At 35.3% G+C, this 15,477-nt stretch carries 14 protein-coding genes; 8 read left to right on the top strand and 6 right to left on the bottom strand.

From position 1 onward, the window contains the following. Positions 1-79: 79 nt before the first annotated feature. The 3 genes from IGI65_RS01965 (at position 80) to IGI65_RS01955 (ending at position 3,447) form a co-directional block, all read left to right on the top strand. Positions 80-1,165 carry a YaaC family protein gene (locus tag IGI65_RS01965; RefSeq protein ID WP_438773080.1) on the top strand — a complete coding sequence of 362 codons (1,086 nt, stop codon included), beginning with the start codon at positions 80-82 and terminating at the stop codon, positions 1,163-1,165. Next, positions 1,152-2,204 (top strand): hypothetical protein, encoded by a 1,053-nt coding sequence (locus tag IGI65_RS01960; RefSeq protein ID WP_438773079.1) that lies wholly within the window; start codon positions 1,152-1,154, stop codon positions 2,202-2,204. The genes IGI65_RS01965 and IGI65_RS01960 overlap by 14 nt, the downstream gene beginning before the upstream one ends. A gap of 175 nt (positions 2,205-2,379) precedes the next feature. Continuing rightward, a complete protein-coding gene (locus tag IGI65_RS01955; RefSeq protein WP_438773078.1) occupies positions 2,380-3,447 on the top strand; it encodes a Fic family protein in 1,068 nt (355 codons plus the stop codon). A 1,140-nt stretch (positions 3,448-4,587) separates the two neighbouring features. On the opposite strand, the gene IGI65_RS01950 is transcribed toward IGI65_RS01955, so the two are convergent. The 6 genes from IGI65_RS01950 to IGI65_RS01925 form a co-directional block, all read right to left on the bottom strand. Continuing rightward, positions 4,588-5,265 (bottom strand): HXXEE domain-containing protein, encoded by a 678-nt coding sequence (locus tag IGI65_RS01950; protein WP_438773077.1) that lies wholly within the window; start codon positions 5,263-5,265, stop codon positions 4,588-4,590. A 409-nt stretch (positions 5,266-5,674) separates the two neighbouring features. After that, complete coding sequence (locus IGI65_RS01945; protein WP_438773076.1) at positions 5,675-7,111, bottom strand: helix-turn-helix domain-containing protein; 1,437 nt, start codon at positions 7,109-7,111, stop codon at positions 5,675-5,677. A 185-nt stretch (positions 7,112-7,296) separates the two neighbouring features. Beyond that, on the bottom strand, positions 7,297-8,223 hold the full coding sequence (gene glsA / locus IGI65_RS01940; protein WP_438773075.1) for a glutaminase A: 927 nt from the start codon (positions 8,221-8,223) through the stop codon (positions 7,297-7,299). Positions 8,224-8,244: 21 nt separating this feature from the next. Continuing rightward, positions 8,245-9,681 (bottom strand): amino acid permease, encoded by a 1,437-nt coding sequence (locus IGI65_RS01935; protein ID WP_438773074.1) that lies wholly within the window; start codon positions 9,679-9,681, stop codon positions 8,245-8,247. 22 nt (positions 9,682-9,703) lie between these two features. Further along, positions 9,704-10,906 (bottom strand): ammonium transporter, encoded by a 1,203-nt coding sequence (locus tag IGI65_RS01930; protein ID WP_438773073.1) that lies wholly within the window; start codon positions 10,904-10,906, stop codon positions 9,704-9,706. Positions 10,907-11,583: 677 nt separating this feature from the next. Then, positions 11,584-12,528 carry a magnesium transporter CorA family protein gene (locus tag IGI65_RS01925; protein WP_438773072.1) on the bottom strand — a complete coding sequence of 315 codons (945 nt, stop codon included), beginning with the start codon at positions 12,526-12,528 and terminating at the stop codon, positions 11,584-11,586. Positions 12,529-12,707: 179 nt separating this feature from the next. On the opposite strand from IGI65_RS01925, the gene IGI65_RS01920 reads away from it, so the two are divergent. The 5 genes from IGI65_RS01920 to IGI65_RS01900 all read left to right on the top strand — a co-directional run bounded on the left by IGI65_RS01920 (position 12,708) and on the right by IGI65_RS01900 (position 15,476). Next, the gene (locus tag IGI65_RS01920; protein ID WP_438773071.1) at positions 12,708-13,601 is read left to right on the top strand and encodes an SDR family oxidoreductase; all 894 of its coding nucleotides are present in this window, start codon (positions 12,708-12,710) and stop codon (positions 13,599-13,601) included. Between the two features lie 179 nt (positions 13,602-13,780). Next, positions 13,781-14,350, top strand: a complete 570-nt coding sequence (gene amaP, locus IGI65_RS01915; RefSeq protein WP_438773070.1) for an alkaline shock response membrane anchor protein AmaP — start codon at positions 13,781-13,783, stop codon at positions 14,348-14,350. 10 nt (positions 14,351-14,360) lie between these two features. Continuing rightward, on the top strand, positions 14,361-14,561 hold the full coding sequence (locus IGI65_RS01910) for a DUF2273 domain-containing protein (protein WP_071864148.1): 201 nt from the start codon (positions 14,361-14,363) through the stop codon (positions 14,559-14,561). Positions 14,562-14,598: 37 nt separating this feature from the next. Next, the gene (locus IGI65_RS01905) at positions 14,599-15,204 is read left to right on the top strand and encodes an Asp23/Gls24 family envelope stress response protein (protein ID WP_071864147.1); all 606 of its coding nucleotides are present in this window, start codon (positions 14,599-14,601) and stop codon (positions 15,202-15,204) included. A 26-nt stretch (positions 15,205-15,230) separates the two neighbouring features. Further along, positions 15,231-15,476 (top strand): GlsB/YeaQ/YmgE family stress response membrane protein, encoded by a 246-nt coding sequence (locus tag IGI65_RS01900; protein WP_071864146.1) that lies wholly within the window; start codon positions 15,231-15,233, stop codon positions 15,474-15,476. Position 15,477: the final 1 nt, after the last annotated feature.

Genomic DNA, 15,477 nt, shown 5'->3' with positions numbered 1-15,477 from the left:
AAAAGAAATTATTTAGTTGTTAAATGAATATACTCATATAATTATAAGAGTATATAGATAATGAAAATAGGAGGACGGTATGGATTATTCAGATGTTTATTTTTCAGAAAATCCCGAAGAAGATATTTGGTTAAACTTAAGGCGATATTCATTTGCTAATAATATCTATAATTATTATAAAGATACTGATATTAGTCCATCTAATGATTTGGTAGAAGTTGTTTCTGGATCTATACTCCAAGCGTATGAGTATTTTCAAGCAAGTAAAATAGCTACCATTCAAACGGCTCCATTATTACTTTATTATGGGGCAACAAATTTGCTTTTTGGTGCTTCATGCTTACTAAGTGGAGAGGTTTTAAATGTGAAGGGGCATGGAATGCATTTGGTCAATCAAGATAATCTGAAGCAAAAGATTCTTGAAAATGAAATAAGATTAGTTGACCCTCAGAGAGGTGGTTTCAATATTTATTTGAAATCAATCACGCAAAAAGAGATACCGACTAATAGTACATGGTCAATTGTTGAATTGTTGGGATCTATTCCAGAAATATATAAAGAGTTTATAGAAATGGCAGACATATCTTTTCTTCATCTTATTCCTTTAGAAAGAATAATTTCAGATGAAGAAGATATTTATAGGTCAAATAGCAACATTTTAAGTGATTCAGAAGTTATTGAAAAAATAGGCAGTGTCATTGGGTTTAAAGATAATTACTTACCAATTTCCAAAAACAGGAAAAAGCAAGTTATTTTTAGAACAAAGTTAAATAAAGAAATTTTAGTGAAACATTCATATTATAATGAAGGATACTTATCAGTTGGCCATGAGAAAGAGGGTCAATTGTGTGATCTTGATTCTTTGTTTTATGAATACATGGCGTTGTATGGATTAGCAACTATATGCAGATACCATCCTCAAATTTGGACGCCCTTTGTAAGAATGGATAACAGTGGAGAAGTAGACTTTATAGAAAAATTTCTAATCACAGTCCGAAGATATTTTCCCAATGTTATATTAGATAAGTTACAAAAGACAAGACATTTTTATTCTAATCAATTGGCTATGCCAACTGATATTCGATCAAATATTTCTGAAAAAGATTTAGATGATAAGCTTAAAAATATGATTGCTAGGTTGGGGATTCATAATGGGGAATTATAGAGATGAAGTATTTAGGTTAGCAAAAAAATTTAGTAGTTGTCCTTTTAGTGCTGAGTTAATCAATATGAGAAAAGCTGTTTCTGAACCAGATACCGAGATGATTATAGGAAAGAAAATAGACCCAAAGAGATTTATTTTCTCAAGTGTTAGAGAGCATCAGACACATTTCTTTGGAGTTTTATTGGTGAATAGTGAAATAGAGAATGGAAAAGTGAAAGATTTAATGTTTAAAGAGGCTGAACCCTTTAATACGAGTGAAAAAGAAATATATTTTAAGGGCCATCAAATTTTAGTCGATATCTATAACTCGCTTGTATCTAAACTAACTTTTTTACCTTTAGGATTTAGATTAGCTTTGGGGCCGTATGCAGGACTTAGAATGATTGATCCTAAGTGCATTTTACAAGTAGACAGGGTATTTGATACTTCTGAATATAAATGTTTAGCTGATAGTTTTGAGTCCATGTCTTTGGTTAGCAATGTAAGAGAAAAGTTTATCGAGGTGGGGCCTCAACTACCTAATATCAAATTTGAAGACTTAGTTATTATGTTAGAACAAATAAAAGAAGAGGTTTATAACTATAGTTTTAGAGAATATCCAGAAAAAATGGGAAGTATATCAATTGAGAGACTTCAAAAGGTATTTACTATTGAAGAAAAGACACTCGATTTTTTTTATAGTATATTTTGCCTAAAAGAAAGTATTTTAGTTACTTTGAGTACCTTATTTTCTTCTTTGATTGGGAATGATTTAGGCATCATCAACGAGGATAATATTATTCGTGTTGTAGACGTGTTTAGTAATCCAGTAAAAAAAGGGAAAGTTTTTTTGATTACTTCGGAGAGTAAGAATGAACTCCCGCATATTGGCGGAACTACACTTGCTGTGTATGGTGAGGATAGTAATTCAAAAGTTCATGAATTTGGGGTGCCGTTTAGCATAAGGTATTCCTCCACAGAAGAGCTTGGTGAGACAATTAAAGTATCAATTTTAATAATTGATGAATGTATGAATCCGTTTTTCTCTTATATATACTAGACTTATTCATGCAGAAAGCACTATATATCATTGTATTCTCTTCGGCATTGTAAAGTTTTCAGGAAATATTCTTAGAAGTATTCCCAGTCTGGACGAAAATGGTATAAGATTTTTTTCTCCGCCATCATTTGTTTTTCTCCGCCAAATAAGATAAAATGGCGGAGAAAAGAGGTGGATGGCGGTGAAAGAATTTGATTACCGGGAGTTGAATAAACTCACTCTTAGTCATGATCTGCTGAATATGCTGACCAAAATTCATGAGTATAAGGGAAAGCAAGATCTCTATATTGCGACAAAACCAGAGATTCTAAATAAGCTAACGGATTTGGCTTTGATTCAAAGTACAGAGGCATCTAATAAAATTGAAGGAATTGCAACAACAGATGGCCGCTTGAAGCAAATCGTCGCCGAAAAGGTCAAACCCCGGAATCGGGATGAAGAAGAAATCGCCGGTTATCGAGATGTGTTGAAACTGATTCATGACAGTTACGAGTACATTCGGGTCGTACCCAACGATATTTTAACGTTACACAAGAACCTCTACAATTACTCGGCTAAAAGTTACAAAGGTAAGTTCAAAATTGGCGATAATGTCATTACAGAAAAAGATTTAGATGGTAAGGAGCGAGTTCGTTTTGTACCAGCACCTGCTTATCTGACACCGGACTTAATTGATGAGTTGTGCTACCAATACAATCAAGCCATTCAGAAGGCTGAGATTGATTCGTTATTGCTGATTCCTTGCTTTGTTTTAGATTTTCTCTCAATTCATCCATTTAGTGACGGAAATGGGCGGATGTCCCGTTTATTGACGTTACTCCTGCTGTACAAGTCGGGCTATCTAGTCGGCAAGTATATCAGTATTGAAATGCTGATTGAAGAATCGAAGCAAACATACTATGAAGCGTTACAGGCGAGTTCTGTGGGATGGTTGGAAAATGAACAAGACTATACGCCGTTTGTTCGCTATCTTGTAGGAATCATTTTGCGAGCGTATGAAAACTTCTCAGAACGCTTCGAGATTATTATCAATCAGGAGTTAACACCAGCAGAGCGGGTAGTTGAAGAACTAGAAAAGTCTTTTGAACCTCTAAGCAGAGCTGATCTAGAGAGTTTGTTGCCGGATATTAGCCAACGAACGATCGAACGGGCATTGGCTGGGCTACAAACAGAGAATAAGATTCAAAAAGTCGGGCAAGGGCGTTCGACTAAGTATCAGCTAATAAATGAATTCAAATCGTAATATAATTCACGGGCCATTAATAGAAGCATAAAATCAGTAATTTAAAAATCAACGAGGCTAATTGAAAGTTGAATAGCTAAAAATATCAGTTTGATGCGCTATTTGAAACTCGTTAGAACCAGTGAAAACAAAATGTGAACTTTTTTAAATTAGTTTACACTTGTCAATAAGTACTTATTTCCTTGGTATAACAGTGTTTGTACGTAGTTTTTCGACAGTTTTTCATGTTTTTGTACCCCCCTGTTAGATAGGGGGGGTGAAACAACACTCGCGGGCTAGCGCCCACTCATGTTCAAGGCGAACTCTTTACGAAGGGGAATTCGCTTGAGGCGAACCCCTCCGAAAAGAGCGCCTAACATTTGGAGGATTTGTTCTTTTATCTTTGATTTTGCAACGTTAAAAAGACCACATGGGTTTACCATGCAGTTTCTTCAATGGAAAGTTTGAAAGGAGTGTAGTAGATACTGATATGCTCTGAATTTGTTGTAAAAATTGTCTTACGTTCAAAATTGGTTACGAATCGTGGTTACGAGTGCCTAAAATCGACTGAAATCCAGTACAAATCTTGAGGAGAAAAATACTGATAAATCAGCATTTTTGATATTCATTGATTTAAAATAACACAGTTTAACTGCCAACCAGGTCTTAAAAAAGCCCGTAAAGCTTCACAGTTCTCAAAACGTTAATTACTGCAGTCGTTGCGAATTTATTCGCTTACGAATACAGTATGGGACGGAGATTTCCTCGGAAATCGAGTACCATTTATATCAACGATTTCAAGCACTTCTCGGTTTTCCGAGAGGTGCTTTTTTTCTTTGGAATGTACTTTATAACATGTTGATGAGGATGAATTTATTTCTATCTCATCGTGTTGAACGACAAATGTCTATTTTTGTGGATAATTTCAATAGTTTAGGTGTTCTTGCTTGGATTAGGGAAAGCACAAGAAAGTAGAAAGTGACTATTTGTAGTAATTGCTTCGTAATCTTTAATGTAAAGATATTGTGGTGTATTCTTATAAGATACAAGACAACTATTGTGTGAGTAGGAAACAGGCTGTTTTTGTAAGAAGAGGAAAAAAGAGTCTCTAAAGATAAAATTTCTTTAGGAACTCTTTTAAATTTAGAGGCTATTCAAATTTTATTTCTTAGTTTCAAACTTTAACCAGTAACCTAAATCAGTAAAAGCGAAATTTTTACTTTTTACTTTTCTAGAAAAAGTGAAAGGAATCAAGATTAAGCCAATTATAACAAAAGCGACAAATCCAACTCCTGCAAAGAATTGGCCTATTGTTAACCCATTTTTTATGAGCCAGTCAATACCATACACACTTGAACCAAATAAAATGGTAAAGGCTGTTGCATTTCCTGGTGCATAGATTGTTCGTTTCCCTTTTTCTTTATAGCGAGAGTACATAGCCATTCCATCTTTCGTATGCATAAAAGTTTCGCCTAAACCAAACAGTGCAACGACAAGAACAGATATAGGTCCTAAATTATCAGCAAATTGTAGTAAAATAATAAAATAAATTTCAGCACCTAAGTTGGTAATCATATTAGTCAAACGATTTTGTGGATATACAGTAGGTTCATCTGAATGTTGACCAATATTGTTCATGAAATAGAACCCGCCAGGATAAGTATTTTCTTCAAACACGTGTAAAGGGACAAAAACAGTTAATAACCCCATCATTTTTTGTGGTATATTCCAATCCTTCCAATTTAGAAAAACAATGACAACCATTGCTACTCCTATCAGGTATAAGACTTGCAACCAGATTCGATCACACCATTTTGATAATAAGCTTTCTTTTTTCATATCTATCACCTCAGTAATTTAACTACATAAACTATCTTATCCTACTTGTTTCAGAATGAGAAGAATAATACATAGTTACTAAACAGATAAAAGAAACTGTATTTTAACTTCAAAAACCAATCTTGAAATCGGATAACTGGTGTAATGGTATCGGTCTTCTTAATTTTGAATCTAAATCTTCATTTTTTATTCGTATCAATATTTCTAGGCACTTTCCAATTTTTGGAGAGTGTCTTTTTGTTCGTCGTTACGAAAAATTCTTCATTTTTCTTACAGCCTAACTTAACATCCTCATCTAGGTATAAAATAAATATTTATCAGAAATAACTATTTAAGCCGTCAAAAACCAATTCTGGCGGCTTTTTTAAGTTATCTTCTAAATAATCTTTTTATTAAGTAAAATTTAACCCTAAAGTGCGAGTTTTTGGGTCAGTTCGGAAATGACTTGGTCAGTAGTACGCAGAGAAATCGGCAGTATAACAGTCTTCTTTGTATCTTGGCCGGACTGATAGACGCTAGCATCACACAAAACAATCCGTTCACAGGAGTAAAGAAATTCATTTTTTAGTTCGGCTAGTGAATGGTAGATGGTGACATTTACTTTATGGGGCGCATGGATCACCTCCATCAAGCGTTGACGGTAATACATTTGTTTAAAGGAATTATCTGAGACGATGAAAATTTCTTTTGGTGTACACTTGCAATTTTTTTGTAAAAGCACGTAGATACTTTTAGTAAATTTGGAAATGAGATTACAGTTCCAACGGATAGAAAAATTGTGACGTATCCGCCAATTTTCGAGAATTTCTAAAATAAGAGTATACAATTCTCTTTGTTTTGGCGTTAAAACTTGGAGCGATTCTGGGAGAAAGGCTTGTCCATCTGCCCAAGTTGTGCGCATTAATTGTAAGAATGCTTGTTGAAAGATTTCGTCTTCTGAATCAAGAGCGCAAACATGAGCTGAGATATCTAAGACTAATTCTTGTAAAAAAGGATTTTTTTGAACGAAACTCTTATACACAATTGCGAAATCTTTTTTTAAAAAGTCAATGGTACTATTGGTATAATTACGTGAATTAAATAATGAGAAAATAAAATAAGTGTCTGCTTCTTGCAAGTGTATATTTTTTTGCAGGGCTAAGCCAGTCTTGACTAATTGGAATAAAGGCTTTTTTTCTGCTTCTTGTTGTTCAATTTTGGGGAAAGTTAGTGGAAAGTCCACTCTACCCATAGCAATTTCAATGCCGCGGGTAATATATTTGCGTTCATCGATACAATAACGGCGGTCAAAAAAATTCTTTTCGACAAATTGGATGACTTCTTCAATGGCATTTTGTACTTCCGTGTGATGTTGTTCATATCCTTGCCAATCTATGTAACGAGTTAAGGCTAATAATAAGTTTCGAATATCAAATTCGGGGATTAGAATTTGTTTTTCTTTTAAATAGTTATTTTCTTTAAAAAAATCTAGAATTTGTTTTTTGACGGCGTATACTTTACTCAATGAGATAAACTCATTATCGGCCAGTTGGGTACTGGAAAATTCGTCGGCAAAATAATGGGCTAGGAATCGAAGAAAATAGGAACTACTATAAATTGTTTGCGTTAATTCTATACGGGTGATGCCGTGTTTAAATAGTATTTTATAGAGATGATGGTCTTTTGTTACAGAATCGATACAATAGTCGAGTTGTTCAAGGATACATTCGATATCATGTTGAATGGTGGGAAGGGAAACATCTAGCAGATTCGCTATTTCATCAATTTTAATCTCTTGATATTCAAAGACATGTTCGCAGATATATACTTTACGAAGAATATTTTTTTCAATATACTTCTCTAACATAGACTATTCGCTCCTGTTCATTTTTCTTTCAATTAAAAAGTATACCACGGATGATAAGACAGAAAAAAGGGGTTATACCAAAAAAGGTATAGCCTCTTTTTTTCGGACTGTTTTTAAATACTTGATGATAGAAAAGGGTTAAGTGAGATGTTCTTTTTTGTAAAATTTAAAAATTCTACAATGGTCTAATCGAAAATATCGACATGTAATTGGGCGACGACATCTTTTAATAACTGGACACCTGCGGCACTATTTCCATAATTATCAAGTGCCGGACTAAAAACACCAAAACCATAACAGTTTGGCACACTAGCCATTAATCCGCCACCCACACCACTTTTAGCTGGTACACCCACATGAGCGGAAAATTCGCCCGACTCATCATATAAACCAGCTGTCGTCATAATAGATTTAACAATCGTTGCACTTTTTTCTGAAATAATGCGGGTGTTGTTCCAAGGAGCAATACCTTTATTAGCTAGGACTGCGCCAAGATGGGCCAATCCGTTAGCTGTAACATTGACAGAACATTGCTTAAAGTAGGTATCTAAGATTTCTTCTACATCTCCTTTTATCATTTGATTACCTTTCATGTAGTAAGCTAGGGAACGGTTAATATCACCTGTTTTAGATTCTGAAAGATAGATTTCTTCATTTAGTGTGATTGCTGGATCGTGGCATATTTCCTTCATGAAAGATAAAATCCGGTCAAATTTATCATTCTTGTTTTTCCCGTGAATTAAAGAAGTAGTGGCAATGGCCCCTGCATTAACAAAAGGATTCATTGGGTGTTTTTGTTGGTTGATTTCCATATTTAAAATGGAGTTAAACGCAAATCCTGTGGGCTCAGTATTAATTGTTTCAAAAACTGTTTCTAGACCATTATCTTCAATGGCTAAAAGTAAAACAGGAACTTTTGAAATACTTTCAATGGCAAAACGAATAGAGGCATCCCCGGCTTGTATTAAATTATTTTGTTTAATATCGTAAATTGCCATTCCAAGTTGTTTTGGGTTAACTTCAGCTAATGCTGGAATATAATTTGCGACTTGACCTGTTTGATAATAGTGAAAATTTTTTCCCACGAGTTCTTCTAATAGTTGTTGATTCATTGTAAAAACCAGCTTTCAATTTTATTTTTTTACTTTGGTAACAGTTGAAAATTTATGGCGATTGGCATAAATCGCAAAAGGAATTATTAAAACAATTAAATACGAAACGATAAGAATTGTTTCGTATATTCCGTGTTGACTAGGAGCAATACTTGCTGGCGGCACAAATGAAATCGCAAAAGCAAATAAGGAAGTCAATAATCCAAGACACGCAATAATTGTTTTTACTACTTTTCCGCCTGGAACTTGATACGCACGTTCTAATTGGACATCAGAATGCACCATTTTTAGATAACCTATGAAAAACATGAAGTACAACATCAAATAAATGACGACTGTCAGGGACATGGCAGCCAAAAACGACATATTATTGCCGCCACCGCTTAGAGTGAATACTGCTGCCCAGATAGATGCGACAATGCCGTTTGCAATCATTAAATGAGCGGGCATACCATGGCTGTTTTCATAAGCGAAATACGTTGGCAATAATCCATCTTCTGCAGCGACATGAAGTGCTTTTGAAGGAGAGGTAACCCAAGAAGCGATTTCGCCAATTACCCCTAAGCAAACCAAAAGAGCAAGGACTTTAGCGACCCAAGCAAGGCTTGGATTAAGATGACGAAGTAAAAATTCCAGAGATTGGATGACACCAGTATTTAATGAAAGTCCGTGTTGGGGAACGGTTGTTGCTACGGTTAAACCACCAAATGTGTCTAAGATGATGGCTAAAATAACTAAGACAAACATGGCTAATGGATAATTTTTCTTAGGGTTTTCCATTTCATTGGCGTGACTGGCAGAAGTTTCTACTCCCATATAAGCTAAAATAAAGGAAACAAAAACAACTAATGTGGGAAGTTTAGAAAAATCTGGAATCAACGTTTTAAAAGATAAAGTTGTTTGTAAGGGTGCACCAGAAGCTACATAATGAATCCCTAATGCAAATAAGATTATCGCCGGGAGTAAAATTCCCGCCATAAATCCTATCCGTGCAATTAATGAGGTATATTTTGTTCCTTTTAATTGGGATAATAAGATGGCCCAAAATATAATTAGCAAAACGGCTAATTTTAAAAAGCGATTATTTTGAATGGCTGTAATCCCAGTTGCATAAGAAAGGGCACCAGTTAAAAAATACAACATAGTTAAATAACCGACTGTGATTTCAAACCACTGAAAAAAAATAGCAGCAAAGCCGAATCGTTTTCCTAAAGTATTACTCACCCAAGTATAAATACCGCCTTTTTCCCAGCCTTTGACTGTCGCCATCTCGGCGGCACAAAGAGCTACAGGGATAAACCATAACAGTCCGCCTAATAATAGAAAAAAGACAAGACTGAATCCGGAGGTAGCAAAGGTAGGATATTCATATAGTGAAACCACCATTGAAATTGTCATGGCTAGAAAACCGAAAAAAGTCAATTTTTTAGCAGGTAGTTTCGTTTTACTTTCTGACATGAAAGTTCCTCTTTTCTGTTTTTTAATTGAAAAATGAGAAGTCTAACCCATTTTTTTGATCGGTTGAACTAGGTGTGATGCGGGTGTATTTTTTCATAATTTTTAGCATAATAGTGGTTAAAACAAAGGCATAAAAGGCCACAAACATTACGCCTAAAAGTTGGACGAAAAATAGCTGAACGCCACTGGTAGTTGTAAATAGACTAAGCCGAGTTGCAAATACTCCGACTAAAATGGTACCGGTAAAACCACCTATTCCATGTATTCCCCAAACGTCTAACGCATCATCCCATTGCTTTTTCTTACGATAATTTACGGCTAGATAGCAAATTAGCGACCCAATTAAGCCGATACAAAACGCACAGCTAAATGATACATAACCTGCACAAGGTGTAATTGTTGCGAGACCGGCGATTGATCCTGTTAGTATATCGACAAATTCAATTTTTTTAGTTTGAAGTTTTGTGATACTCAACCACGTAATCATGGCAACTGCTAAGGCGATAAAGGTATTACCAAACGCTGCAGCGGCTTGATAATCGGCTCGAAATGTACCACCGGCGTTAAAACCAAACCAGCCAAACCACAAGAGACCCGTTCCGATTGCTGCTGTCATTAAGCTACTGTGTTGGTTGCGTTCAGAAGGTAAGATACTCCGCTGTCCTAGAGTAAGTATGCAAGCAAGGGAGCCAAATCCAGCTGTGGTATGGATAACAGCGCCACCAGCAAAATCACGAAATCCTAACTGGGCTAAAAATCCGCCACCCCAAATCCAGTGACAAACTGGAAAGTAAATGAAAAGATTCCATAATATTACTAATAACACATAACCTTTTAAGTTAAGTCTGCCGGCAAAAGCACCGGTCATTAATGGGACAGTAATGATGAGAAACATTAACTGATAAAAGAAAAATAGACTAAAAGGAATCGTAATACCGCGTAGAGTATTCGGTAGACTGGTTAGATGATGAAAGAAAAAATAATCCGTCGGGTTGCCAATAATCCCGCCAATGTCACGTCCAAAAGCTAAACCAAATCCACCAAAAATCCACATCAACGTGGAAATACCCACAGCCAGAAATGATTGTGCCATAATAGTCAAAATATTATTTTTTCGCGCTAATCCACCATAGAAAAAAGCAAGTCCGGGTGTCATTAAACAGACTAAGGCTGTACATAAAATCATAAAGGCGGTATTGCCGGTATTAATTGTAACTTCACTCATAATTGTTCACCTCCTTTGGCTACAGCTAACTATAGAGCAACTCTTCCTCTGTTTTTTTCAGAAAAATTACTGAAATATAGTGTGTTGCTCAAAAAAATAAAATAGAATGAAGCGCTCTAAAAACGATTTTTTGGGGAAATATGAAGGAATTTGGAGAAAAATGACGAAAATTTACAGGGGTAATTTTCTTGTTTTTTCATTCACGCGGTGTAAGAAAGTAAAAATTAAAAAAATTCGTTGTGATGAACAAATCGAAGTGAAATAAAGAGAACACAAATTTTATGTCAATGACAGTGAAAGAATTATAAAAGGGATCTTTAGGCGTGCTAAGACTAAGATAGTTTAAATTAACGGAGAAATATAGTTGAATGCTAAAACACGCTTTATATAGAAAAGCCTGAAAATGTAAATTTTATTGCTAGCGAGTGATTGAATGACTAACAATTTTTTTTCTTCTATAATATAAATATAGTCGCTAACTTAAGTTTATTCTAATCGTGATTTTATTAAACTAATTAAAATTTGAGCTGCATAAAATAAACACCTCCTTTCAATAATTCATTTGAAAGGAGGTGTTTGACGTAAGACGATGTTTTTTAATATTGCACATTTCGTAATTCCTGTTGTTTTTCATCGGGGTAGTTGCGTAAAAATAGTTATCAGTGAAAAATTCTACTTTATTTCGAAAAATCTTTTCTTTTTAAATGAATACCAAAGACAATTGCTAAGATGATTGAAGCACCAACGACTAAAAAGAAGCCAGTATTGGAACCTTCACCGGGCAAGCCACCGGTATTCATACCCCAAATACCGGAAATAAGAGCGGGTATGGAGATAATCAAAGCAGCGGAGTCAAGATATTTCATTAGATGATTTAAATTGTTATCCATCATATCTGAAAACAATCCCCCCACAGTTTCCAATAAATCCCGATAAATTTTGATGAGTTCTTCGGCATGTTTTTGATGCAGACGAATGTCATATAGGACTTTTGGATTATGGAGCTTTTCAATGAATTGCTCTTTTTGCCATAAACTATCCAAGGTGCTTTTTTGACCGGCAAGGGTATGATCGAGATAAACCACTTTGCGATTGGTATCTGCTAATTTGAACAATTCTTTATTTTCAGTGGTTTTTCTAGCTGCTTGATCAAGGTCATCGATATCTTTTTTGATTGCTAGTAACTCCTGAATGTAATGGTTATATAACATGAACACGCTATACGTAATTAATCCTTCAAAAGTTGTTATTTTATCTTTGTATTTTTGTAAGAGATGGTCTAAAAAAGAGGATTTGTTCCCAAAGTAAGTGATTAAAAGTGAGTCTGAGAGAATAAAGATGATTGGTTTTAACCGGTCTTCAATTTTCTCTGCTTTTTTTTCGGATAAATTGGTCAAGACGAGGACATAGGCATTTGTCAAAGAAGTTTCTTCTAAAGCGTCAAAGTGGGAAACTTCTTCTGCGGCACGAGCACCGACAAAAATTTCTGCTGGCAAATTGTATTTTTCAATCAATTTTTTTCGCTCTGCTTCGCTGGGATCATCTAAAACTAACCAGTTACTTTCCGCTGCTGGTACTTGCTGGATTCCATCATTTCCTCCAATTTGAAAATGTTTAATCACGACTTTGACCTCTCTTCGTTTTTTAATATTTAATCGTTTCCTACTCATAAGATGTACACTAATAGATTTAATATGTCAAATAAATGCAAAATTAATAATAATTATGATTTTTTTAAGCGGTTTATTTTGGCTTATTTGTTAATTGCGTTACAATAAAATGAGAATGAAAGGAGAGCGATATGATGGAACCTATATTGAAAGATCCACGAAAGTTGTATTACACAGATGGGTTTGAAAAACAAGATCAAGAAACGCCTGCCCTTCAAACGAACATGAAACCAAATCCAGACTGTGGGGAAGAAAGTTATGTTGGCAACCACAAATTAGAAAATCGGCGTGTGTTAATTACAGGCGGAGATTCAGGTATTGGGCGAGCTGCAGCTATTGCTTTTGCGCGAGAAGGTGCTGATGTGGCGATTCAATTTTTTCCTGGGGAAGAAAAAGATGCCAAAGAAGTGGCAGATTGGATAGAAAAAGCTGGTCGCAAAGCAGTATTACTTCCTTTTGATTTACGTGATGAAGCTGCACCAAAAGAAATTATTACCCAAACTGTATCTAAACTTGGCGGGCTTGATACTTTAGTGTTAAATGCCGCGCAGCAAATCTCACAAGAATCCATTGAAGAACTACCGATGCAACAAGTAAGAGATACGTTTACGATTAATATTATCGCCATGTTTGAACTAGTTCAATTGGCACTGCCTCATTTACCTGCTGGCAGTAGCATTATTACAACAACTTCGGTACAAGCTTTTAATCCGAGCGATCATTTGATGGACTATGCGGCTACCAAAGCTGCGATTGCAAACTTTACTGTTGGATTAGCCAAACAATTGGCCAAAAAGGGAATCCGCGTAAACGGAGTCGCACCAGGCCCGATTTGGACACCACTGCAATTGGATCAAGGCCAACCACAAGAGGCCATCCCAGAATTTGGTCAAGAATCACTGTTAGAAAGAGCAGGACAACCGGTTGAATTGGCACCTGTTTATGTTTTCTTAGCTTCAAATGATGCGAGTTATGTGACGGCGCAAATTTATGGCGTGACCGGAGGCGAAGCAATTAATTTGTAAAGGGGATGATAGTATGAATGTCAAAAAAGTATTGAAGTCAATTGCTATTCCTATATTGATTAGTCTTGTGCCCATGTTGATCAAACGTAAAAAAGAGGCGACCGCTGCCAAAAAATAAATTTTAGTATAAAGGATATACGGCCAATAAAAATTTAGCTGGCTAAAAAAGGAGGTGCTTTATGAATCGGGGTATAAAAGCAATTAGCATTATTCTTTCTTTATTATTGTTAATTGTGTTAGTAATGATGGCATTGATTTCTGCAGTATACCTACAATTACCTATCGGGATAAGAGGCGTAGGATTTTTACGTAATAGTTTAACGAATACAATTTTCAATCAGTTGCTATTTTGGATCGCAATTGTATTTGCGGTTGTTTTGTTAATCGTAATTTTAGTACTGATTTTCTATCCAAAAACGAAGCAAACATTTGTCTTACAAGAAGATCATGGCCGCTTAGTTTTGGATAAAAAAGCAATTGAAGGATTCGTCCGCTCAAAATTAGCAAGTGTGGACTTTGTTTCAACACCCAAAGTTAAAGTACGGGCAACAAAAAATAAAATTAAAGTGTATGTTGCTGGACAATTGGCTCGAACTTCGATGCTGGTGGATAAAACAGGAACCCTAGTAGAAGAAATTCGCAGTGAATTGCAAAGTATTTTAGGTAGTGAAGCACAGGTTAAAGTCGAAGTGAAATACGACGGCTATGAAGAAAATAATGAGACGAAAAATCACTCAAGAGTAGAATAGGAGGGAGTACATGAAAGAATTTGTTTCGCAATACAAACTCCCTTTAATTTTTGGGGGATTAGGTCTAATTTTAGCAATTTTATTTGTTTCAATTGGCTTTTTTAAAACGTTATTAATTATTTTATTGACGGCTTTAGGTGCTTTTTTGGGGCACTATTTGGAAAAAAATGGAGTAATACCAGCGATTTTTAAGCAACAAAATAAATCGTAGCATTAAAATTTAAAAATGGATTATAGGAGGAGATTGGATGGACAATCAATTTGAAAATAAAGAAAAAATGGGCATGCCAAGTGCTAATAACATGGAAAATACTGCGGAGCACAAAGACGATGTGAAAAAATCTAAAGCAGATGTACCCGGGGATGTAACGTATGATGATAAGGTAATTCAAAAAATTATTGGTAACGCAGTGGCAAAAATTGATGGGTTATTAACAGTAGATGGTGGCTTTTTCTCTAACGTTGCCGAAAAGTTAGTCAATACAGATAATGTTACTACTGGTATTGATACTGAAGTTGGCAAAAAACAAGTGGCGGTTGATATGGATATTGTAGTGGAATACGGACGGGATATTCCTGAAATTGTTGATCATATCAAACAAGTTATTCAAGAAGAAGTTAAGAAGATGACCCATCTTGAAGTTGTGGAAGTAAATATTCATGTGGCGGATGTGAAAACCAAACAAGAATATGAAGAAGACAGTGAAACAGTGCAAGATAAAGTAACAGATGCGGCCCAAACAACCGGACAGTTTGCTTCTAAACAAGCGGAAAAAGCTAAAGATGCAGTCAATCAAGGGGCAGATAAAATTCAAAATAAAATAGATGAAAATAAAGACGATCATGTAAAATAAATATTTAAAATAAAGGAGGAATCATCATGGGAATCATTTGGTCATTAATTGTTGGTGCAATCATTGGTGTTATTGCAGGTGCGATTACCGGCAAAGGAAATAGCATGGGCTGGATTGCAAATATTGTGGCAGGTTTAGTAGGTTCGGCTTTAGGACAAGCATTATTTGGTAATTGGGGACCTTCATTAGCAGGCATGGCATTAGTTCCTTCGATTATTGGTGCTGTTATCCTTGTGTTAATTGTTTCTTTTTTCTTAAGTCGAAGTAAATAAG

It is taken from the genome of Enterococcus sp. DIV0755b (assembly GCF_051713765.1).
GTDB lineage: Bacteria > Bacillota > Bacilli > Lactobacillales > Enterococcaceae > Enterococcus_C > Enterococcus_C canintestini.
Note: the sequence above shows the minus strand (reverse complement) of the source record. Positions and strands in the feature narration are given on the sequence as shown.

Coding starts and splice junctions, on each gene's coding strand:
- IGI65_RS01965 (WP_438773080.1), top strand. CDS start 80: ATGGATTATTCAGATGTTTATTTTTCAGAAAATCCCGAAGAAGATATT.
- IGI65_RS01905 (WP_071864147.1), top strand. CDS start 14,599: ATGGACAATCAATTTGAAAATAAAGAAAAAATGGGCATGCCAAGTGCT.
- IGI65_RS01950 (WP_438773077.1), bottom strand. CDS start 5,265: ATGAAAAAAGAAAGCTTATTATCAAAATGGTGTGATCGAATCTGGTTG.
- IGI65_RS01945 (WP_438773076.1), bottom strand. CDS start 7,111: ATGTTAGAGAAGTATATTGAAAAAAATATTCTTCGTAAAGTATATATC.
- IGI65_RS01960 (WP_438773079.1), top strand. CDS start 1,152: ATGGGGAATTATAGAGATGAAGTATTTAGGTTAGCAAAAAAATTTAGT.
- glsA (WP_438773075.1), bottom strand. CDS start 8,223: ATGAATCAACAACTATTAGAAGAACTCGTGGGAAAAAATTTTCACTAT.
- IGI65_RS01935 (WP_438773074.1), bottom strand. CDS start 9,681: ATGTCAGAAAGTAAAACGAAACTACCTGCTAAAAAATTGACTTTTTTC.
- IGI65_RS01955 (WP_438773078.1), top strand. CDS start 2,380: ATGGCGGTGAAAGAATTTGATTACCGGGAGTTGAATAAACTCACTCTT.
- IGI65_RS01930 (WP_438773073.1), bottom strand. CDS start 10,906: ATGAGTGAAGTTACAATTAATACCGGCAATACCGCCTTTATGATTTTA.
- IGI65_RS01900 (WP_071864146.1), top strand. CDS start 15,231: ATGGGAATCATTTGGTCATTAATTGTTGGTGCAATCATTGGTGTTATT.
- IGI65_RS01910 (WP_071864148.1), top strand. CDS start 14,361: ATGAAAGAATTTGTTTCGCAATACAAACTCCCTTTAATTTTTGGGGGA.
- amaP (WP_438773070.1), top strand. CDS start 13,781: ATGAATCGGGGTATAAAAGCAATTAGCATTATTCTTTCTTTATTATTG.
- IGI65_RS01920 (WP_438773071.1), top strand. CDS start 12,708: ATGATGGAACCTATATTGAAAGATCCACGAAAGTTGTATTACACAGAT.